The organism is Streptomyces abyssalis (genome assembly GCF_001751365.1).
Lineage (GTDB): Bacteria > Actinomycetota > Actinomycetes > Streptomycetales > Streptomycetaceae > Streptomyces > Streptomyces abyssalis.
Genome location: NZ_LJGT01000038.1, coordinates 453758 through 473270 on the forward strand (window position 1 = coordinate 453758; position 19513 = coordinate 473270).

Annotated in this window: 16 protein-coding genes; 11 read left to right on the forward strand and 5 right to left on the reverse strand. The window is 72.5% G+C overall.

Going from position 1 to position 19513, the window contains the following annotated elements:
- The 5 genes from AN215_RS09195 to AN215_RS09215 all read left to right on the forward strand — a co-directional run bounded on the left by AN215_RS09195 (position 1) and on the right by AN215_RS09215 (position 6001).
- Positions 1-1002 carry an ABC transporter permease gene (locus tag AN215_RS09195; RefSeq protein ID WP_245694361.1) on the forward strand — a complete coding sequence of 334 codons (1002 nt, stop codon included), beginning with the start codon at positions 1-3 and terminating at the stop codon, positions 1000-1002.
- Positions 999-1847 carry an ABC transporter permease gene (locus AN215_RS09200; protein ID WP_079122841.1) on the forward strand — a complete coding sequence of 283 codons (849 nt, stop codon included), beginning with the start codon at positions 999-1001 and terminating at the stop codon, positions 1845-1847. The genes AN215_RS09195 and AN215_RS09200 overlap by 4 nt, the downstream gene beginning before the upstream one ends.
- A 5-nt stretch (positions 1848-1852) precedes the next feature.
- Positions 1853-2962 carry an ABC transporter ATP-binding protein gene (locus AN215_RS09205; RefSeq protein ID WP_245694362.1) on the forward strand — a complete coding sequence of 370 codons (1110 nt, stop codon included), beginning with the start codon at positions 1853-1855 and terminating at the stop codon, positions 2960-2962.
- 257 nt (positions 2963-3219) lie between these two features.
- Positions 3220-4596, forward strand: a complete 1377-nt coding sequence (locus AN215_RS09210; RefSeq protein ID WP_070013081.1) for a flavin monoamine oxidase family protein — start codon at positions 3220-3222, stop codon at positions 4594-4596.
- Positions 4589-6001 (forward strand): aminobutyraldehyde dehydrogenase, encoded by a 1413-nt coding sequence (locus AN215_RS09215; protein ID WP_079122842.1) that lies wholly within the window; start codon positions 4589-4591, stop codon positions 5999-6001. The genes AN215_RS09210 and AN215_RS09215 overlap by 8 nt, the downstream gene beginning before the upstream one ends.
- Positions 6002-6153: 152 nt before the next feature.
- Here the strand turns inward: AN215_RS09215 and AN215_RS09220 are convergent, their stop codons facing one another.
- Both AN215_RS09220 and AN215_RS09225 read right to left on the reverse strand, forming a co-directional pair.
- Positions 6154-7701 (reverse strand): MFS transporter, encoded by a 1548-nt coding sequence (locus AN215_RS09220; protein ID WP_070013080.1) that lies wholly within the window; start codon positions 7699-7701, stop codon positions 6154-6156.
- 96 nt (positions 7702-7797) lie between these two features.
- Positions 7798-8265, reverse strand: a complete 468-nt coding sequence (locus AN215_RS09225; RefSeq protein ID WP_070013079.1) for a MarR family winged helix-turn-helix transcriptional regulator — start codon at positions 8263-8265, stop codon at positions 7798-7800.
- Positions 8266-8411: 146 nt separating this feature from the next.
- On the opposite strand from AN215_RS09225, the gene AN215_RS09230 reads away from it, so the two are divergent.
- The 5 genes from AN215_RS09230 to AN215_RS09250 all read left to right on the forward strand — a co-directional run bounded on the left by AN215_RS09230 (position 8412) and on the right by AN215_RS09250 (position 12750).
- On the forward strand, positions 8412-8645 hold the full coding sequence (locus AN215_RS09230) for a ribbon-helix-helix protein, CopG family (RefSeq protein WP_070013078.1): 234 nt from the start codon (positions 8412-8414) through the stop codon (positions 8643-8645).
- A gap of 77 nt (positions 8646-8722) precedes the next feature.
- Positions 8723-8980: a DUF2530 domain-containing protein gene (locus tag AN215_RS09235; protein ID WP_070035358.1), complete on the forward strand. Its 258-nt coding sequence runs from the start codon at positions 8723-8725 to the stop codon at positions 8978-8980.
- Positions 8981-9097: 117 nt separating this feature from the next.
- Positions 9098-9799 (forward strand): antibiotic biosynthesis monooxygenase, encoded by a 702-nt coding sequence (locus tag AN215_RS09240; protein ID WP_070013076.1) that lies wholly within the window; start codon positions 9098-9100, stop codon positions 9797-9799.
- Positions 9800-9918: 119 nt separating this feature from the next.
- Complete coding sequence (locus AN215_RS09245) at positions 9919-10212, forward strand: ANTAR domain-containing protein (RefSeq protein WP_070013075.1); 294 nt, start codon at positions 9919-9921, stop codon at positions 10210-10212.
- Between the two features lie 21 nt (positions 10213-10233).
- Positions 10234-12750 carry an HAD-IC family P-type ATPase gene (locus AN215_RS09250; RefSeq protein ID WP_079122843.1) on the forward strand — a complete coding sequence of 839 codons (2517 nt, stop codon included), beginning with the start codon at positions 10234-10236 and terminating at the stop codon, positions 12748-12750.
- Positions 12751-13842: 1092 nt separating this feature from the next.
- Here the strand turns inward: AN215_RS09250 and AN215_RS09255 are convergent.
- The 3 genes from AN215_RS09255 to AN215_RS09265 all read right to left on the reverse strand — a co-directional run bounded on the left by AN215_RS09255 (position 13843) and on the right by AN215_RS09265 (position 18755).
- Positions 13843-14811, reverse strand: a complete 969-nt coding sequence (locus AN215_RS09255; protein WP_420856217.1) for a phosphotransferase enzyme family protein — start codon at positions 14809-14811, stop codon at positions 13843-13845.
- A 32-nt stretch (positions 14812-14843) separates the two neighbouring features.
- Positions 14844-15488 carry a dihydrofolate reductase family protein gene (locus AN215_RS09260; protein WP_070013074.1) on the reverse strand — a complete coding sequence of 215 codons (645 nt, stop codon included), beginning with the start codon at positions 15486-15488 and terminating at the stop codon, positions 14844-14846.
- A 90-nt stretch (positions 15489-15578) separates the two neighbouring features.
- On the reverse strand, positions 15579-18755 hold the full coding sequence (locus AN215_RS09265; RefSeq protein ID WP_070013866.1) for a sacsin N-terminal ATP-binding-like domain-containing protein: 3177 nt from the start codon (positions 18753-18755) through the stop codon (positions 15579-15581).
- A gap of 576 nt (positions 18756-19331) precedes the next feature.
- On the opposite strand from AN215_RS09265, the gene AN215_RS30045 reads away from it, so the two are divergent.
- The coding region (locus AN215_RS30045) for a hypothetical protein (RefSeq protein WP_216094085.1) at positions 19332-19513 on the forward strand (182 nt) is incomplete at its 3' end.

Sequence of the window (19513 nt, forward strand, 5' to 3'; positions counted from 1 at the left end):
ATGGCCACGCAGAACACCACCGGCCCGGCGCAGCCCGGGCTCCACCCGGACGACGGCCCCACCCGCGCGGCGGCCGCGGGGCACGAGCACCCCACCGGCCGCCCCCACCAGGACCGCCGCCACACCCGCGCCGCCCCCGACGGCTCCGCCGGCGCGGGCGATCGCCTCTGGACCCTCCTGATGCTGCCGGGCAGCCTGTGGATGACCGCCTTCCTCATCGGCTCCCTGGCCCTGGTCGCCACCCTGGCGTTCGGAACCACCGACCCGCTCGGCAACCCGCGCTTCGGCCTCAACCCCGAGAACTTCGCGGCGCTGGCCGAGCCCGCCTATCGGGCCGTGATGCTGCGCTCCTTGGGGTACGCGCTGCTGACCTGCGTGATCTGCCTGGTGGTCGCCTACCCCGTCGCATACGCGATCGCCCTGTACGGCGGGCGCTTCAAGACCCTGCTGATCGCCGCGATCGTGGTGCCGTTCTTCGCCAACTACCTGGTGCGCATGTACGGCTGGTCGGTCGTCCTCTCGGACGACGGACCGCTGCTGGGGGTACTGCGCGCGATCGGCCTCGCCGGCGACGGGACCAGGATCCTGCAGACCGCGCCCGGAGTGGTGGCCGGACTCGTCTACGGCTTCATCGTGTTCATGATCATCCCGCTGTACGCGGCGCTGGAACGCATGGACGTCTCCCTGATCGAGGCGGGACGCGACCTCTACGGGGGCCCGCTGCGGACCTTCTTCCACGTCACTCTGCCCGCCACGCGACAGGGCGCCGCCGCCGGCTGCGTCCTCGTCTTCCTGCCCGCCATGGGCGACTTCGTCAGCGCCCAGCTGATGGGAGGTCCCGACCAGATCATGATCGGCAACCTGATCCAGGACAAGTTCTTCCAGGGCCAGAACTGGCCCCTCGGCTCGGCGCTGACGATGCTGATGATGGCGGTGCTCTTCCTCGGCATGCTGGGTTACCTGCGGCGGACCCGCAAGGACGAGGCGGAGGCGGTCCGATGACGACATCATCCGCCGCCCCGCGGCGCACCCGCCGCGGCACCGACCGGAAACCGCGGTTCGCGATCGCCGTGACCGCCGCGTTCTTCGCGCTGCTGTACCTGCCCATCGGCGTGGTGGTGCTCTTCTCGTTCAACTCGCAGAGGTCGCTCACCGTCTTCAAGGACTTCAGCCTGCGCTGGTACACGGCCTTCTTCCAGGACCCGGTGCTGCTCGAATCGCTCGGCATGAGCCTGCGGGTGGCCACGGTGGCGATGGCGGGCTCGCTGATCCTGGGCGTGACGCTCGCCCTCGGCCTGGTCCGCTGCCGGAACCGGCTCGGCTCTCTCGCCGGACTGGTCATGCTCGTCCCGCTGGTCACCCCGGAGATCGTCACCGGCGTGGCGGCGATGCTGCTCTTCAAGGGCATGCAGATCCCGCTGTCCACGGGCACGGTAATGCTGGCCGAGATCACCTTCTCCATCTCGTACGTGACCGTCATCCTGCGCTCCAGGATCGCGGCGCTGAACCCCGAGGTGGAGGAGGCCGCGATGGACCTCGGCGCCACGCGCTGGCAGTCGCTGCGGCTGGTGACCCTGCCCGCGCTGCTGCCCAGCATCCTGGCGTCCGCCGTGCTGATCTTCGCGCTGGTCTTCGACGACTTCGTGCTCGCCTACTTCACGACCGGCGTCGACCCCCAGCCACTGCCCGTGCGCATCTACTCGGCCATCCGCTTCGGGGTGAAGCCGACCATCAACGCGGTCGGCACCCTGATGCTCGTCGGGTCGATCGCCCTCATCGCCCTCGCGCTGTTCATCCCACGCCTGTTCGGCCGCCGCGGCGGCCTCGATCTCCTCTCCGGGAAGTGACACCCGTGACCACGACGACCACCACCACCGCGGCCGGACCCGCCACGGGCCTGGCGCCCGCCGTCCGGCTCGACGACGTCTGCAAGCGCTACGGCGACTCCCACGCCGTCCGGGACCTGTCGCTGGACATCGCTCCGGGCGAGTTCTTCTCGCTGCTCGGCCCGTCCGGCTGCGGCAAGACGACCTCGCTGCGCATGATCGGCGGATTCACGGACCCCTCCGACGGCGCGATCCTGCTCGGCGGCAAGGACGTCACGGCGCTGCCGCCGAACAAGCGGGACGTCAACACCGTCTTCCAGAGCTACGCCCTCTTCGACCACCTGTCGGTGAGCGACAACGTGGCCTTCGGCCTCAAACGCAGGGGAGTCGACCGGGCCGGTATCCGCGAGCGCGTCGCCATGATGCTGGAGCGGGTGCAGTTGACGGAGCTCGCCGACCGCAAGCCCACCACCCTGTCCGGCGGCCAGCGCCAGCGGGTCGCCCTGGCCCGGGCACTGGTCAACCGGCCGCAGGTGCTGCTGCTGGACGAGCCACTGGCGGCCCTGGACCTCAAGCTGCGCCGCCAGATGCAGGTCGAACTCAAGCAGATCCAGCGTGAGATCGGCATCACGTTCGTGTTCGTGACCCACGACCAGGACGAGGCCCTGACCATGTCGGACCGGATGGCCGTGCTGAACGACGGCCGTATGCAGCAGTGCGGCACCCCCGAGGACGTGTACGAGCGTCCGGCGAACAGCTTCGTCGCCTCCTTCATGGGCACCTCCAACATGGTCCCCGGCACCTACCGGGACGGCGCGGTGGTCATGGACGAGGGCCCCGCGCTTCCCGTCGGCCCCCGGCAGGGGATCGCGGAGAACAGCAGGGTGAACCTCGCCATCCGGCCGGAGAAGATCTGGCTGTCCGACCTCGCGCCGGGGATGGCGCGGGTGACCGGGGTGGTCCGGGAGACGGTGTACTCGGGTCCGACCACGACGTACCTGATCGAACTCACGCCCGGTGTCACGGTTTCGGTGCTGGAGCAGAACACCGACCGCTCGCGGATGGAGGACCGCTGGAGCGGCGGCGAGGACGTGGAGGTCGGCTGGCTGCCCGAGCACTGCCTGGTCCTCAACTGAACCCCCGCCCGGCCCCCGGGATTCCGGGTACCGGGACTGCCCCGCCGCAGGGGCGCCCGGGTCCTGCCCTCCTCGGCTCTCGCCGCTCGCCGGGGCGCCTCCCGTAACTCCCGCACGCCACCCGTCCCGCACCCCCACCCGTCCCGGGCCCCGGCACTCCCTGGGGCGCCCCCGATGCGCCGGGGCGCCTCCGGTTCTCTCCCGGAGATCCCCGGCTCCCCTGCCGCATCCCGGACCGAACGAAGGAACGCTTCTCCATGCACCATGACGTGATCGTGCTCGGCGCCGGTCTGGCCGGCCTCGCGGCGGCGCGGGACCTGGCGGCCGAGGGCGCCGATGTCCTGGTCGTCGAGGCCCGTGACCGCGTCGGCGGCCGGGTCGAGCAGACCGCCCTGCCCGACGGCAGACTCGTCCAGCTCGGCGGCGAGGTCGTCGGCCGGGCCCACACCGCCTATCTGGGCCTGGTCGCCGAACTGGGACTCGGCCTCACCCCGAGTTACGTCGCCGAGCCGGGTGTCCTCGCCCGGGCCACGCCCGAGGGCGTCTCGGCCGGGGACCCGCCGCACTGGTTCGAGCCCGGCGACGACGCCTGCCACCGCCGCGTCAGCCGGACGTTCGCCGACCTTGCCCGGGCCGTCGACCCCGACGACCCCTGGAGCCACCCCCGTGCCCGTGCCCTCGACCAGATCTCGGTCGCCGGCTGGCTGCGCGCCGAAGGCGCCTCCGCCGGCGTCGTCCGCCTGTGGGAGATCGGCCAACTCGGCCTCGCAAGCGGCTCGTACGAACGCACCTCGCTGCTGTCCGCGCTGCGCAAGCACGCCGCCGTACCCGGCGGGGATCCGGCCGCGACGGACGGCGGCCCGGGCCCCGTCGAGCCCGTCGAGCACGTCGAGCACGTCGAGCACTACGACTACGAGGACTGGGAAGGTCTGCGGGTCGCCGAGGGATCGGCGACCGTGGCCCTGCGGATGGCCGACGAGCTGGGCGGACGGGTCCGCACCGGAGCGCCGGTCGAAGCCGTCGGCATCCGGCCCGGCGCCTGCTCGGTGCGGCTGTCCGGAGGCGAGACCCTGACGGCGGCAGCCGTCGTCAGCGCCCTGCCGGTCGGCCCGCTGCGGTCCGTGGCGCTCACCGGGGTGTCCGACGGGCGGCTCGCCTCGCTCCACCGGCAACGGCAGGCCGTCACGGCCAAGTTCGTCGCCGCGTACGACGCACCGTTCTGGCGGGCCGACGGGCGCAACGGGCTCTCGGAGTGCGAGGGCGTTCTCGGCAGCACCTGGCCGCAGAACGAGGGCGTGCTGTCCTGCCTCGTCCCGCCCGAGCGGTACGGCGTCCTGCTGGGGATACCCGAGGGGCGCCGGGAGCGCGAACTGCTGGCCGAGATCGCCCGGCTCTACGGCGACGAGGCACACCGGCCCCTCCAGTGCTGGTCCCGGATGTGGGGCACCGACCCGTGGACCCAGGGCTATGTCACGCAGTGGACACCCGGTGACGTGATGGCCGTCGGACCCCTGCACGGAACCCACGAACCGCCCTTCTACGTCTGCGGGTCGGACCAGTGGGTGGCCGGTTACATGGAAGGCGCGGTCCGGACCGGCCGCGCCGCCGCGAAGGAGGCGCTGCGCCGTGGCTGAGCAGCCGGACCCCACCCCGCACAACCACATCGGCGGCGCGGACGTGCCCGCGGCCTCCGGAGCGACCATGCGGCTGACCGACCCCGCGACCGGCGTCTCCCGCCGCACGGCGCCCCTGTCCGGCCAGGCCGACACCGACGCGGCGTGTGCGGCGGCGGCCTCGGCGTTCGAGCACTGGTCGGTGACCACTCCGGCCGAACGGCAGACCGCGCTGCTGCGAATCGCCGACGGGCTGGAGGCGCACGCGGACGAACTCGTCGCCGCCGAGACGGCCGACACCGGCAAACCGGCAGAGCTGTTCCGCTGCGACGAACTGCCCGCGGTCGCCGACACCTTCCGCTACTTCGCCGGGGCCGCCCGGAACCTGCCCGGCACGGCGGCGGGCGAGTACGCCGAAGGGCACACCTCGATACTGCGGCGCGAGGCCGTCGGCGTCTGCGCCCAGATCACCCCGTGGAACTATCCGCTGATGATGGCGGCCTGGAAGGTGGCACCGGCGCTGGCCGCCGGCAACACGAGTGTCCTCAAGCCGGCGGACTCCACGCCTTCCTCGGCCGTGCTGCTGGCCCGGATCGCCGCCCGGCACCTCCCGCCGGGCGTGCTCAACGTGGTGTGCGGCGACCGCGACACCGGCCGCGCCCTCGTCTCCCACCCGGCGACCCGGCTTGTCGCGGTGACCGGAAGCGTGCGGGCGGGGCGCGAGATCGCCACCGCCGCGGCGGCCGACCTCAAGCGCGTGCACCTGGAGCTGGGCGGCAACGCCCCGGTCATCGTGCACGACGACGCCGACGTGGAGTGGACGGCCGCACAGCTCACCGCCGTCGCGTACTACAACGCGGGCCAGGACTGCACGGCGCCGACCCGGCTGCTCCTCCACCGGGACGTGCACGACGCCTTCGTCGAGGCGTTCGCCGCCCACGCGTCGGCGCTGCGGCCCGGCACCGACTTCGGCCCGCTCGCCACCGCGGGGCAACGCGACACCGTGGAGGGCCTGCTGAGCCGGCTGCCCGGCCGGGCCCGGGTCCCCGTGGGCGGTTCGCCGGTCCCGGGCCCCGGCTCCTTCCACCAGGCCACGCTGGTCACCGGTGTGCGACAGGACGACGAGATCGTGCGGGAGGAGATCTTCGGCCCGGTTGTGACGGTCCAGCCCTTCACCGACGAGCAGGAGGCCCTGCGCCTCGCGAACGACACCCGCTACGGCCTCGCGGCGAGCGTCTGGACCGCCGACCACGACCGCGCGATGCGGGCCACCCGGAAGCTGCGGGCGGGAATCGTCTGGGTGAACACCCACGGGACGACGGTGTCGGAGATGCCGCACGGCGGGGTGCAGCACTCCGGTTACGGCAGCGACCTGTCCATGGTGGGACTGCTGGACTACACGCAGGTCAAACACGTCATGCTGTGAGCGGGTGAACAGCCCCCGGATGAACAGCCCCGGGCGGCGCCGCTTCGGTGGCGCGCCCGCCGCCCCCGGCCTCCGTCGTCACCGCCGGGCAGGCCGGTGACGCGCCGGCTTCGGCAGACGTCCCGGTCCGCCCGGCGATCCGGACGAAGCCTTCAGGCGGCGGAAGCCACCCGCTCCCGCTCCTTCTCCGTGTCCGCCGCCTCCCGCGGTACGAACGTCACATGCCGGTGCCCGCGACGCAGGTCCACCCGGAGCCGCAGCCCGCCCGCGCGTGCCAGCACCAGGCCGACGACGACGGCGACGACCGCCGAGATGACTCCGCCGGACAGGAAGCCGATCCGGGCGCCGAAGGTGTCGGTGACCCAGCCCATGAGCGGCCCGCCGATGGGCGTTCCGCCCATGAAGACCATCATGTAGAGGCTCATCACGCGTCCCCTCATCGCCGGGTCCGAGGCCGTCTGCACGCTGGCGTTGGCGGTGACGTTGAAGGTCAGGCCCATGATCCCGATGGGCGCCATCAGCGCGGCGAAGAGCCAGAAGGACGGGGTCAGCGCCGCCGCGATCTCCAGCACGCCGAAGAGCAGCGCCGCGCCCGCCATCAGCCGCATGCGGGACGTGCCGCGCCGCGCGGACAGCAGCGCCCCCGCCACGGAGCCGACGGCCATGAGGGTGTTGAGCAGCCCGTACGTGCCGGCGCCCTCCTCGAAGACCTTGTCCGTGAACGCCGTGAGCCAGATCGGGAAGTTGAAGCCGAAGGTGCCGATGAAGCCGACGAGGACGATGGGCCACATCAGCTCGGGGTGGCTGCGCACATAGCTCAGCCCCTCCCGCAGCTGGCCCTTGCTGCGCGGGGCCCGTTCGATGCTGTGCATCTCTCCGGTGCGCATCAGCAGCAGCCCGGCGAGCGGGGCGATGAAGGACAGGCCGTTGAACAGGAAGGCCCAGCCGCTTCCGACGGCCGAGATCATCACGCCGGCGATCGCGGGCCCGACGAGGCGGGCGCTCTGGAAGTTCGCGGAGTTGAGCGAGACCGCGTTGCCTATCTGCCCGGGGCCGACCATCTCGGATACGAACGTCTGACGCGTCGGGTTGTCGAGCACCGTCGCCAGGCCGAGCACGAAGGCGAGCACGTAGACGTGCATGACGTGGACGTTGCCGCTCAGCGTCAGGGCGGCCAGCGCGAGGCCCGTGAGCCCCATGACGGACTGCGTGATCAGCAGCAGCCTGCGCTTGTCGCAGCGGTCGGCGACGACGCCGCCGTAGAGGCCGAAGAGCAGCAGCGGCAGGAACTGCAGGGCCGTGGTGATGCCCACGGCTGTCGCGGACCCGGTGAGGCTCAGCACCAGCCAGTCCTGTGCGATGCGCTGCATCCAGGTGCCGGTGTTGGACACGGCCTGGCCCATGGCGAAGAGCCGGTAGTTGCGTATTCGCAGGGACGAGAACATCGACGGCTTCGCGGCCAGGGGCTCCTCGGCCTCCTGCGCCTCCTCGCGCCGGGGGGCGTCCGCGGTGCCCGCCGGTTCGTCCGGTGAGCGGTCGTCGAGCGACCGGCCGCTCGGCGAACGGCCGCTCGATGAGCGGTCGCTGGGGGCTCGGTCGTCGGGTGCCAGGTCGTCGGGTGCCAGGTCGTTCGTTGCTAGGTCGTTCAGTGGCTTGTCATCGGGTGCGGGTGCGGAATCTGTTCCGTGGCCCGTACGCAATCCTCTTCGCCTCCTCGTTCATACGCGTGCGTCCGTCTCCGTCTTGCAGTGCTGCTCCTTACGGGTGAGCCGATGGGCCGCACGGGGCCCGGCCGGTCATGAGTGCGCCAGCTTCTCCAGCACCGGCGCCGCGGCGCGCAGCCGCTCCCACTCGTCATCGTCGAGCCGGCCGGCCAGCTCGGCCAGCCAGGCGTTCCGCTTCTCGCGGCTGGCGGCGAGCATCGACTCCGCGCGCTCGGTCTGCGTGACCGTCTTCTGGCGGCGGTCGTCGGGGTGCGGCTCCAGCCGGACCAGGCCCTTGGCCTCCAGCATCGCGACGATGCGGGTCATCGACGGGGGCTGCACGTGCTCCTTGCGGGCCAGCTCGCCGGGCGTGGCCGAACCGCAGCGGGCGAGTGTGCCGAGCACCGACATCTCCGTCGGACTCAGCGACTCGTCCACCCGCTGGTGCTTCAGGCGCCGCGACAGGCGCATGACGGCGGTGCGCAGTGCGTTCACCGCGGCCATGTCGAGCTCGTTCCCGTCGCCTGCGCCGCCCGTGCGGCGCTCGGATGTCTCCGGCATGTCGTTAGCGTAACTCATTACCTGAGCTAAAGAAAAGCCCTCGGCCGGGTCACGTTCTGTACGCTGAATCACACATACGAGTGACTTAGCACGGAAATCTGAGACGTCACCCCTGGCCCGGCCTGGACCGTGGACGCATGACTTCGATGACCTCGAAGGTGCTCAGCCTGCGGATGGACAGCGACCTGTTCGACCGGCTGCACGCCCACGCCGCCAAGCGCGGGATGAGCGTCCAGGACTACGTGGTCCGTGCGCTCGTGCGCGACGATTTCGACGAGCGCCTCCAGACATCCGTCGAGGAGACGGAGCGCTTCCACGCCTCGCCTGCCTTGCGCGGCCGCCTCCGGTCACCGGCCCGCCGCCCGGGCGGCCCTCGATAGGCTGTTCCCCTGCCCGCCGGGGCGAGACGGAGGCGCCGGCATTGCGAGCACGAGAGGGAGCTGCGGCCATGGGCCTCATGAACCGGTGGACCGACGGCCAGCGCGAAGCTCCCGAGCCGCTGGAGGGCCCGGTCAGGGGCACCGTCCTGGTCGGCACCGGCATCTGGCTCGTCCTCTTCCTCGCCCAGCTCCCCTTCTACGGCTGGTATGAGGCCCACGGGCACACCTGGTTCATCTGGACCTGCGCCGCCGGCGCCGGCCTCGGCCTGCTCGGCTTCTGGTACGTGCTGGTGCGCGAGCGCGCCATCCGGCGTGACGCCGAGGACTCCGCGTGACGGCATCCGCCCCGCGCGCACATCCGCTCGCCTCTCCTTGACTTCAACTGAGCTTGAAGTGTGAGCGTGAGTCCGACGGCACCGTCCACGCCAGCACCCACCCGGAGGAAGCCGGCCATGACCGTACGCACCACGGACCTCCCCGATCCCGCGCGCCAGGACTCCCGCGTCGCCTTCTTCAGCAGGTGGAGGGTGGCAGGGCCCGGGGAACGGGACGCCGCACTCGACGCCATCGCCGCCGTATGGGAGCGCGAGCCCTGGCCCTCACCCGAGCTCCTCTCGTACCACCTCTTCGCAGGAGAGGACGGCCGCACTCTGCTGCACCACTCGCAGTGGACGAGCGACGACGCCTACGAGACCTACGCGCGCGATCACCGCCAGGCCCGTATCGACGAGATCGACGCCGCCGTACCGGGCATCGAACGCATCGAAATCGGCCGTTTCCGCCACTACCGCAGCGGCGGCATGGAGGGCGACCCCCGCACGGCGGGCTGCCTCGTCATCGTCGAGGCCGAGTTCGACGGACCCGACCCCGCCCGCCAACGTGCCTGGGTGGACGCGGTGCTCGAAGCCCTTGAGAGCGATCCGGAGCCCCCGGCGGGCGGCATCTCGGCGCACTTCCACCTCTCCACGGACGGCACGCGCGTCGTGAACTACGCCGAATGGGAGAGCGCTCAGGCCCACATCGACGCCCTGCACCCGCCCGGGGTGGGAGTCGGCGGCCCCACGGAGCAGTGGAAGCGGGTGCAGGAGTTTCCGGGGCTGACGGCCGGCGGCGTCGACCGCTTCCGGCCGGCGTTCGGACTCGTACCGGGGTGACCTTGCAACTCCCGTTCACAGCACGGTCATGCGTATGATCACTCAACAGGGCATATGTCCATCAGCCCGCTTAGTCGGCGGTGCGCCGAAGGTCACCCTAGAGCGGGATTGGGGCAGGAATGGGCGAGGCGGAGAATCCGCATGCCGAGCTGGAGCAACTCCGCCGCGCCATGGAGACGCGTCCCGTCATCGACCAGGCACACGGTGTCCTGATGGCGGTCTACCGCTGCACTCCCGACGACGCGTGGAACGTTCTCGTCACCGTCTCCCAGCACACCAACACCAAGCTGCACCAGGTGGCGACCGCACTGGTGGAGTCCACACAGGGCAGCTCCCTGCCCGAGTCGCTGAGCTCCGCCCTCCGCGCCGCGCTGCCGGCCCCCTCACCGGACCAGACAGGGCAAGGCGCGTAAAACGCCCGTAACGTCGATTGCATGACGGAGCGGACGGGCACCGCCACCGGGACCCATGGCCACGCCCCGCGGCGCGGCCTGAGCACCGAGGAGGTCGAGGAGCGGACCGCACGCGGCGAGATCAACGACGTGCCCGTTCACACCAGCCGCTCGCTCACGGACATCGTCCGCGCCAACGTCTTCACACGCTTCAACGCCATCATCGGCGTCCTCTTCGTGATCATCCTCGTCGTCGGGCCGGTGCAGGACAGCCTCTTCGGCTTCGTGATCCTCGCGAACACCCTCATCGGCATCGTCCAGGAGCTGCGTGCCAAGCGGACCCTGGACAACCTCGCCGTCATCGGTGAGGTGCGGCCCGTCGTCAGACGGGACGGGAGAAGCCTCTCCCTCTCCACGTCGCAGATCGTGCTGGACGACCTCATCGAACTCCGTCCCGGCGACAAATGCGTCGTGGACGGCGAGGTCACCGAAGCCGACGGCCTCGAAATCGACGAGTCGCTGCTGACCGGCGAGGCCGACGCCGTCGCCAAGCAGCCCGGCGACCGGGTCATGTCCGGCAGCTTCGTCGTCGCGGGCAGCGGCACGTTCACCGCGACGCGGGTGGGACGTGCCGCATACGCGGCGCAGCTCGCCGAGGAGGCCTCCCGCTTCACGCTCGTACACTCCGAGCTGCGCAGCGGCATCAACGATCTGCTGAAATACATCACCTGGGTGATCGTCCCGACCGGTGCGGGTCTCGTGCTCAGCCAGCTCTTCGTCGAGCGGGACGACGTCGAGGGCGCCATCCGCCGCATGGTCGGCGGCATCGCGCCGATGGTGCCGGAGGGTCTCGTGCTGCTGACGTCGATCGCCTTCGCCATCGGCGTCGTACGGCTGGGGCGCAAGCAGTGCCTCGTGCAGGAACTGCCCGCGATCGAGGGGCTGGCACGGGTGGACGTCGTCTGCCTCGACAAGACCGGCACCCTGACCGAGGGCGGCATGGACGTCGCGGAGGTGCGCGTCCTCCAGAACGGACACGGACCCACGGACGGTACGTACGTCGAACGGGTGCTCGGAGCTCTCGGCTCCGCCGACCCGCGGCCCAACGCGAGCATGCAGGCGATCGTCGACGCCTACCCCCCCGACGGCCGTGGCGGCACGCCCGCGTGGCGTACGGCGCAGACCCTCCCCTTCTCCTCCGCCCGCAAGTACAGCGGAGCGACCTTCGTCGAGCAGGACGGCACCCGCCGCACCTGGCTGCTGGGCGCCCCCGACGTGCTGCTTCCGCGCGGCCACCCCGCCCGTGCGGACGTCGACGAACTCAGCCGCGAGGGGCTGCGCGTCCTGCTGCTGGCAGGCGCCGACCACATGCCCGAGACCTCTGCCCGCACCTCCGGCGGGGAGACCACGGGCGGCGCCGGCGGGGAGACCCCGGCTGCCGCGGACGAATTCACGCCCGCCGCACTCGTCGTACTGGAGCAGCGGCTGCGGCCCGACGCGGGCGACACACTCCACTACTTCGCCGAACAGGACGTCGCCGCGAAGGTGCTCTCCGGCGACAACGCCGTCTCCGTCGGCGCCGTCGCCGGGAAGCTGCGGCTGCAGGGCGCACAGAACCCCGTCGACGCGGCCCGGCTGCCCGAGGACGCGGCCGGGATGGTGCGCGCGCTGGAGAGCGGCACCGTCTTCGGGAGGGTCTCGCCGCGGCAGAAGCAGACGATGGTCGGCTCGCTGCAGGAGCACGGCCACCACGTCGCGATGACGGGGGACGGAGTCAACGACGTACTGGCGCTGAAGAACGCCGACATCGGCGTCGCCATGGGCAGCGGCTCCGAGGCGACGCGGGCCGTCGCCCAGATCGTGCTGCTCGACAACAGCTTCGCCGGCCTCCCCTCAGTCGTGGCCGAGGGCCGCCGCGTGATCGGCAACATCGAGCGCGTCGCGCACCTCTTCCTCACCAAGACCGTCTACTCGGTGCTGCTGGCGCTGCTGGTGATCGCGTGGCAGGTGCCCTATCCGTTCCTCCCCCGCCATCTGACGCTCCTGTCCTCCCTCACCATCGGCATCCCCGCCTTCTTCCTCGCCCTCGCGCCCAACAAGGAGCGCGCGAAGCCGCACTTCGTACGCAGGGTCATGCGGTACGCCGTGCCGGCCGGGCTCATCGCCGGGGCGGCGACCTTCGCCGTGTATCTGCTGGCCCGCAGCCACTACACGGGCCGCGGGGCGCTGGCGGCGGAGACCAGCGTGGCGACGCTGACGCTCTTCCTGATCACGATGTGGGTGCTCGCCATCGTCGCCCGCCCGTACAGCTGGTGGCGGGTCGCGCTGGTGCTCACGATGGGGCTGGCCTTCGTGGCCGTCCTCGTCCTGCCCGTCCTGCAACGCTTCTTCGCGCTGAAGCTGGTCGGAACCGCGATGCCGTGGACGGGGGTGGCCGTCGCGGCCGTCGCGGCGGCGGCTCTGGAGGTCACCTGGCGCTGGGTGACGCGACCGCGGGAGCCGGGCGGGGAGGCCCGGCGAGAGGAGCGGAAGGCCTTCCAGCGGGAGGGCGAACGTTGAGCCATGCCCGGCAGACCGGCCGGACGCGGTTTCCCCGCCGGGGGCCTGCGCGTTGCAACGCGCGGGGTGCGTCCCCGAGTTGGCGTCGTCCGCCCCCTGGGCCTTCGGCCCGGGGAGGGCCGCGCCGGGCAGGCGACGCCCTGCGGCGCGCCTGCCGGAGGCCCGACGTGTACGCGCCAGGTCCACGGCACGCGCCCCGTCGCAGCGGTGGCCGGGGGACGAGGCGGAGACATCGCGAGGCCACGGGCCCAGGACCGAGGCCACACCCGGCCACCACCGGCGCCCCTGCCGGAGGACCGACGTATACGCGCCAGGTCCACGGCACGCGCCCCGTCGCAGCGGTGGCCGGGGGACGAGGCGGAGACATCGCGAGGCCACGGGCCCAGGTTGCCGAGCCCACACCCGGGCCACCACCGGCGCCCCTGCCGGAGGACCGACGTATACGCGCCAGGTCCACGGCACGCGCCCCGTCGCAGCGGTGGCCGGGGGACGAGGCGGAGACATCGCGAGGCCACGGGCCCAGGTTGCCGAGCCCACACCCGGGCCACCACCGGCGCCCCTGCCGGAGGACCGACGTATACGCGCCAGGTCCACGGCACGCGCCCCGTCGCAGCGGTGGCCGGGGGACGAGGCGGAGACATCGCGAGGCCACGGGCCCAGGTTGCCGAGCCCACACCCGGGCCACCACCGGCGCCCCTGCCGGAGGACCGACGTATACGCGCCAGGTCCACGGCACGCGCCCCGTCGCAGCGGTGGCCGGGGGACGAGGCGGAGACATCGCGAGGCCACGGGCCCAGGTTGCCGAGCCCACACCCGGGCCACCACCGGCGCCCCTGCCGGAGGACCGACGTATACGCGCCAGGTCCACGGCACGCGCCCCGTCGCAGCGGTGGCCGGGGGACGAGGCGGAGGCATCGTCAGGGCCCGTAAGGCCCAGGGGCGAGGGCACCCGCGGCCCGGACCACCCCGGGGCGGCGCACCGACGACCGGCAACGCAGCGTGGGCCCCCGGCAGGACGCCGGGAGCACGCCCCGGACCCCCACGGCCTGGGATTCCCTCCCGCGAAGCTGGGAGGGACTTCCCGGCCACGCCTCAGAACGCGTACCAGCGCACGGCCGCGTCGTCGTCCCGCAGCGAGGCGACGCGGCGTGCGAACTCGCGGCCCGCCGCCGGGTTTCCGGGCGAGTGCTGCGCCACCCACGCGCAGGCCGCCGTCTCCCGCGCGCCGAGCAGCACGGCGCAGCCCGCCCACTCCCGTACGTCGAAGCCGTAGGCCCGTACGAAGGCGGAGTAGGCCGCCTCGTCCAGCCCGTAGCGGTCCAGGCTCAGGGCGAGCACCACCAGATCGTGCTCGCGCAGGTCCTCGGAGAAGGTCTCCAGGTCCAGCAGCAGCGGGCCGTCCGGGCCGATGTGCACGTTGCGCGGCAGAGCGTCGCCGTGCAGCGGCCCGGGCGGCAGCACGGGGGCGAGCTCCGCGACCGCCGCGGCGAAGTCGTCGCGCCGCGCCCGCAGATACGCCGCGTCCGACGCCGGCACCGCGTCCCCGGCCAGCCGCAGCCAGCGCTCCACACCCCCGAGCAGATCGCGGCCCGGCAGGTCGAACGGCGGTGCGGGCAGTGCGTGCACGAGGCGCAGCAGCCCGGCGAGATCCACGGGCGCCGCCGCCCGTACGGGCTCCGGCAGGCGCTGCCAGAAGGTGAGGGGATGCCCGTCGACGACGGTGACGCCGGTCCGCGCCGGCCGCACGGCGGGCACCTGCCGCTCCTCCAGCCAGGCCGCGACGCGCAGTTCGCGCTCGGCGCGGTGCAGCTGTGACGGGCCGCGTCCGATGCGTACGACCACAGGCTCCGGGCCGGGCAGTGCGAAGACGGCGTTCTCGCCGAGCGCCAGCAGCTCCGCGTGCTCGGCCTGCTCTCCGGCGGCCGCGAGCAGCGCCCGCGCCCGTGCCTGCGTGAACGGCTGCGGCTGCGCCAACGGCTGTGCCTGCGTGAACGGCTGTGCCCCGTCCCGTACCTGTGCTCCGTCCCGTCCGCGTCCCGGTTCCGTGCCGTCACCATCCATCCGGGCAGCGTAGGCGGGGCCCCGGGCCTGGGCTACTGGTCCCGGGCCGCCTCCTCGTCGGGCAGCCCGATCGAGCCGTACTCGGGGCGCCCCGACCATTCGTAGGTGTGGATCGCGATACCGGTGCCCGTGGTCGTGGAGTCCGTCAGCTTCATCGCCGTCGGCAGCGCGTCGTCCGCGAACAGCCGCATGCCGTTGCCGAGGACGACCGGGTAGACCAGCAGCCTGAACACGTCGATGAGGTCGTGCGCCATCAGCGACCGTGCGAGGGTCCCGCTGCCGTGGATCTGCAGCTCACCGCCTTCGTGCTGCTTCTTCAGCTCCTGGACCTGCTCCGGGACGTTCCCGCTCAGCAGGTTGGTGTTGTTCCACTCGGCGGTCTTGAGCGTCGTGGAGGCCACGTACTTCGGCAGGGTGTTGAGCTTCGTGGCCACCGGGTCGTCGGGGTCGGTGACGCCCGGCCAGTAGGCGGCGAAGATCTCGTACGTGCGCCGGCCCAGCACGAAGCCGCCCGCACCCATGAAGGTGTTCGAGATGAAGTCGCCCATGTCGGCGTCGACGTAGGGAACGACCCAGCCGCCCTGCTCGAAGCCGCCACTGGGGTCCTCCGAGGGCCCGCCGGGCGCCTGCATGACGCCGTCCAGGGATACGAACGTGGTGAGCGTGAGAGAGGTCATGCCCCTTTGGACCGGCGGCAGGCACGGAACTCATCGGGGCCCCGCTCGGCGCGCGGCACCCCGCGCCGGGTGCCGCGCGGGGTGCCGCGCTCAGTCGAACCAGCGCGCCCTCTCCAGCTCGGCCACCCGTACCGGGTCCTCCAGCAGAGCGGCCACCTCGAAGCGGCGCGCCCAGCGGCCCGCCGCCCAGGCGAGGCCGGCCGCCACGCCTTCCAGCGTCGCGGCGTGCAGCACACCGTCCGGGGTGCGGCGCCACTCCACATCGGTGCCGTCGACGACCAGTTCGTCGTGCTCGCGGTACGAGCGGGGCGCCTCCGGGAGCAGCACACGCACCGCCTCGGGCACGCCCCGCTCCGTACCCTCGCCGGAGGCGGCCGTGTCGATGCGGCCAGCGACTGTCTCGCTCAGCCGCGCAACCTCCAGCACCGCCGCAAGGCCCGCGGCGTGCGCCGGCGCCACCGGCAGCAGAGCCCGGCCGTCCGCCAGCGGCACCAGATCGGGCGCGTCGGCGATCACGGCCTCACTCCTCGGGGTGACCTCGACCGAACCGGTTCCGGCCCGCACCGTGCGCAACTCGTCGGGGAGCGTGACCTCTTCCGGATCCATCTGGGCCAACAGGCCGTACAGGCCGTGCAGTTGGGCGTGGCCGGCCTCCGACTCCGGTTCGGCGAGCCGCCCCAGCAGCTCCGCCGCGCCTCCCGGCTCCTCCAGCAGCGCCGCCGCGGACGTACGGATGCCGAGCGCCCGCAGCACCTGGACGTCGCCGAAGCCCGTGGCGTCGGCCTCCTCATAGAGCCCGTCCAGCAGCGCATCGCCGCCGGCCGCGCGCAGGCCCGCGGGACGGCGGCCGTCCAGCACGGGGTGTCCGCGCAGCCACCAGGCCGTGTACGGCCGGACCGTCTCCGTGACGCCGCCGGGCAGCAGCACCCGCACCGGCGCGGTCAGCGCGTCACGCAGCGGCGGCCGTGCGAGCATCGCCAGCGCCTCGGGCCAGCAGTCGTCGTCGACGAGGTCCAGATCCCGTACCGCCACCAGTTCCGAGGCGACGGGCGGAACCGCGACCTCCGAGTCCGGAAGCTGGTCGAGCACGTCCTCGCACCACACGTCGACCGCGTCCAGCAGACCGGCGTCGTCCGGCTCGGCGAAGTCGCCCTCGCGCGGCTCCAGTTCGTCGGGGTCGAGCACCACGTCCGTGGCCCGTACGAGCGCGAAGTCCGCCTGCACACCCAAGGCGGTCAGCGGCTGCTCGCCCCACTGTTCCGCCAACTCGCCATCGCAGGCAGCGAGTTCACCCTCACGGATCACGCTCTCGAAGGCGCTGCCGGGGAAGACCAGTTCGCCCGCCGGTGCGAGCTCCCCGTCCTCGTCGGGCAGCGCGAGCGCACCGAGCCACGGTTCGTCACCGGGCCCCAGACCCGCGTCGCGTACGAGCCCCAGTACGACCTCGGCCAACTCCTCGGCGTCCAGGGGACCTTCACCGTCCCCGGCCGGACCGCCGTCCCAGGCCGCCTCGCCGTCGTCCAGCGACGCCGCGACCGCGGCCCGTACCTGCGGAGTCGTCAGAACGGCACGCGGCGTGGCACCGGTGGCGCCGAGCTTCTCCAGCAGCGGGTGCACGGCGTCCTCGTGCGCCACCTTCAGGCCGAGGCGGGCCAGCCGTCCCGCCCGTTCCGTCTCCATCGCAGAATCCGGCAACGGCAGCAGCACCTGCCGCGGCCCGATGGCCGTCCTTCCTCCGCCGGGGCCCTCACCGGCCAGCGGCACGGGAAGACCGGTCAGCCGGTCCGGGTCCACTCCGGCGAGCGAGTCGTACAGCCTCCGCCACCACTCCGGGGGCCTCTCCACACCCGCGAGGCGGTCGATGACCTCGCCGAGCGGCACCCTCGCGACGTCGAGCGCCCGCAGCTCCGCACGCCGCTCCATCCCGGCGGGCAGCAGGCTCGGGAACAGCTCCGCGAGCACCGCGACCGTTCCGGCACCGGCGCCCTCCGCGATCTCCGCGTCCCGCGGCCGCAGTACGACCGGGTCCCCGTCCTCGTCCTTGCCGGCACCGGCGAGGAACGGCACGGACGGAAGCTTCGACAGCAGCAACTGCCGCAGTTCACCGTCGAGTTCGCCCTTCCCCAGCGGCCCGGGCACGAGATCGACGACGTCCGGTGTCACCGGCCGCCACTCGCGCAGCAACCGCACATACGCGTCGGCCGCACGCTCCAGCAGGAACTCGGTCAGCGGGCCGGGCGCGACATGGCGCCGCGTCGGCTCCAGGGGGAAGCTCGCGATCAACAGGGCGGGCATGCCCAGCGGTTCGTCCGTCGGCGTCGGCGCGTGGACGCAGGGCGCCGTCGGAGGCCGTGCGGGGCTGCCGTCCTCCACCGGGACCGCCCACGTCACCGACCAGGCGGGACGCATCCGTTCCTCGACGGGGCGGTCCTCCAGCAGCGCCGCATCCGCCACACCGCTGTCGTGCGCCACGCACCAGCGCCGCACGTCTCCGCCGTCCCGCCGGACCTCCACGAACGGTCCGTCCGCGTGCCTGGTCAGCCGCCTGACACCCTCGCCGGTCTCCACGACGACCTCGTCCAGACCGGGCAGCGTCAGCAGCAGCGCATCGTCCACGTCGGCGAGCAGCCGCTCCGCCAACTCCCCTGCGTTCGCGTCCCGCAGAGGCAGCACCACCACCGTGTCGTACCCCTCGGGCGGCACCTCCCCCGCGCTCCGAGGCAACGGCAGCCGCAGCAGCGGCACATGGCCCTCGCGGCGGTCCAACTCCTCCCCGAGCACGGGCTCCTCGCGCGCGGCGTCCCGCACCATCTCCCGCGCCTCGTTCAGCGACCACCGCACGCCTTCGCCCGTGGCGCCGACGACGGAGGGCTCGTCGCTGATCGCCAGCACGGCGGAGAAGCCCACGCCGAACCGCCCGACCGCGGCGGCATCTTCGTCACCGCGCTTCGCCGAGGCACGCAGCGTCGACAGCGACTCGACGCCGCTCGCGTCCAGCGGCGCGCCGCTGTTGGCGACGGTCAGCACACCGTCGCGGAGGGTGAGCCTGAGGCGTCCCGTTGTGCCGGCGCGGGCCGCGGCGTCCGAGGCGTTCTGCGCCAGCTCGATCACGAGGCGGTCCCGGTAGCCGCCGAGCGCCAACTCCTGCTCGGCGTTGGCGTCCTCGCGGAACCGTGCGGGCGACGCGGTCCACGCGTCCAGCACGCCACGCCTCAGCCGCGCCGTGCCGAACGGGTCTCCGCCCTCCGGCGGTTCTTCCTGCCCCATGACCGTCTCCTTCATCGCACACCGCCACCCTCGGCACCCTCACCCCGTCCGGTGGACGGTACGGCATCCGCCTGGCGGCTGAGGCTCGCCGGTGTGCGCCTCCGGTGCGTTTCTGGTTCCGGGTGCGTGCCGCTGCGGCGGCGGCTCCGGGAAGGCATGATTTACGGCCGCCTCACGGTGCAGTTCCGTGGAGCCCCGCAGCGGCCACAAATCACGCTTGAGTTTCCCGGAGCCACCGCCTCCGCGTCCCACCCCCTCCGGTCGTCCTAGCGGCTTTCCCCTCGTGGTTCCCGGACAGACGGCGGGTCGCTGCCGCGCGGACCTTTCGGCACGTGTACGTGGCTGCGGCTCCAACCATCGGTGTTCAGGGGCCCGTTGAATCCTGGAGTGGTCCGAGAGCGGCAGCAGGTCCGACGGGAGGACGAGGCAACCGGCCGGTGGCCACCAACCGGAAGCCGCCGACGAAACGGGAGGGGGCGGGACGCGCAGGGGTGCGTGTCCGGACGCTTGCCCGTGATTTGTCGACCGGCACAGGCAAGGCTCCGCAACAGCCGGAGCGGTTCAGGGAGGTAAATCATGGGTCCGGACATGTACCCCGGAGCGGCACGCACCCGCCACCAGAAACGCACCGCACGCGAACACGCACGCACCCGGCACCAGAAACGCACCGCACGCGAACACGCACGCCCCCGGAACCAGAAACGCACCGGAGGCGCCCAACGGCACCCCTACGAAAGCTCGTCCGCCCGCGTCTCGTC

Excerpts from the sequence above, each read along its gene's own strand:
- AN215_RS09195 (WP_245694361.1), top strand. The coding sequence starts at position 1 with ATGGCCACGCAGAACACCACCGGCCCGGCGCAGCCCGGGCTCCACCCG.
- AN215_RS09200 (WP_079122841.1), top strand. The coding sequence starts at position 999 with ATGACGACATCATCCGCCGCCCCGCGGCGCACCCGCCGCGGCACCGAC.
- AN215_RS09210 (WP_070013081.1), top strand. The coding sequence starts at position 3,220 with ATGCACCATGACGTGATCGTGCTCGGCGCCGGTCTGGCCGGCCTCGCG.
- AN215_RS09225 (WP_070013079.1), bottom strand. The coding sequence starts at position 8,265 with ATGCCGGAGACATCCGAGCGCCGCACGGGCGGCGCAGGCGACGGGAAC.
- AN215_RS09230 (WP_070013078.1), top strand. The coding sequence starts at position 8,412 with ATGACCTCGAAGGTGCTCAGCCTGCGGATGGACAGCGACCTGTTCGAC.
- AN215_RS09235 (WP_070035358.1), top strand. The coding sequence starts at position 8,723 with ATGAACCGGTGGACCGACGGCCAGCGCGAAGCTCCCGAGCCGCTGGAG.
- AN215_RS09240 (WP_070013076.1), top strand. The coding sequence starts at position 9,098 with ATGACCGTACGCACCACGGACCTCCCCGATCCCGCGCGCCAGGACTCC.
- AN215_RS09245 (WP_070013075.1), top strand. The coding sequence starts at position 9,919 with ATGGGCGAGGCGGAGAATCCGCATGCCGAGCTGGAGCAACTCCGCCGC.
- AN215_RS09250 (WP_079122843.1), top strand. The coding sequence starts at position 10,234 with ATGACGGAGCGGACGGGCACCGCCACCGGGACCCATGGCCACGCCCCG.
- AN215_RS09255 (WP_420856217.1), bottom strand. The coding sequence starts at position 14,811 with ATGGATGGTGACGGCACGGAACCGGGACGCGGACGGGACGGAGCACAG.
- AN215_RS09260 (WP_070013074.1), bottom strand. The coding sequence starts at position 15,488 with ATGACCTCTCTCACGCTCACCACGTTCGTATCCCTGGACGGCGTCATG.
- AN215_RS09265 (WP_070013866.1), bottom strand. The coding sequence starts at position 18,755 with ATGGGGCAGGAAGAACCGCCGGAGGGCGGAGACCCGTTCGGCACGGCG.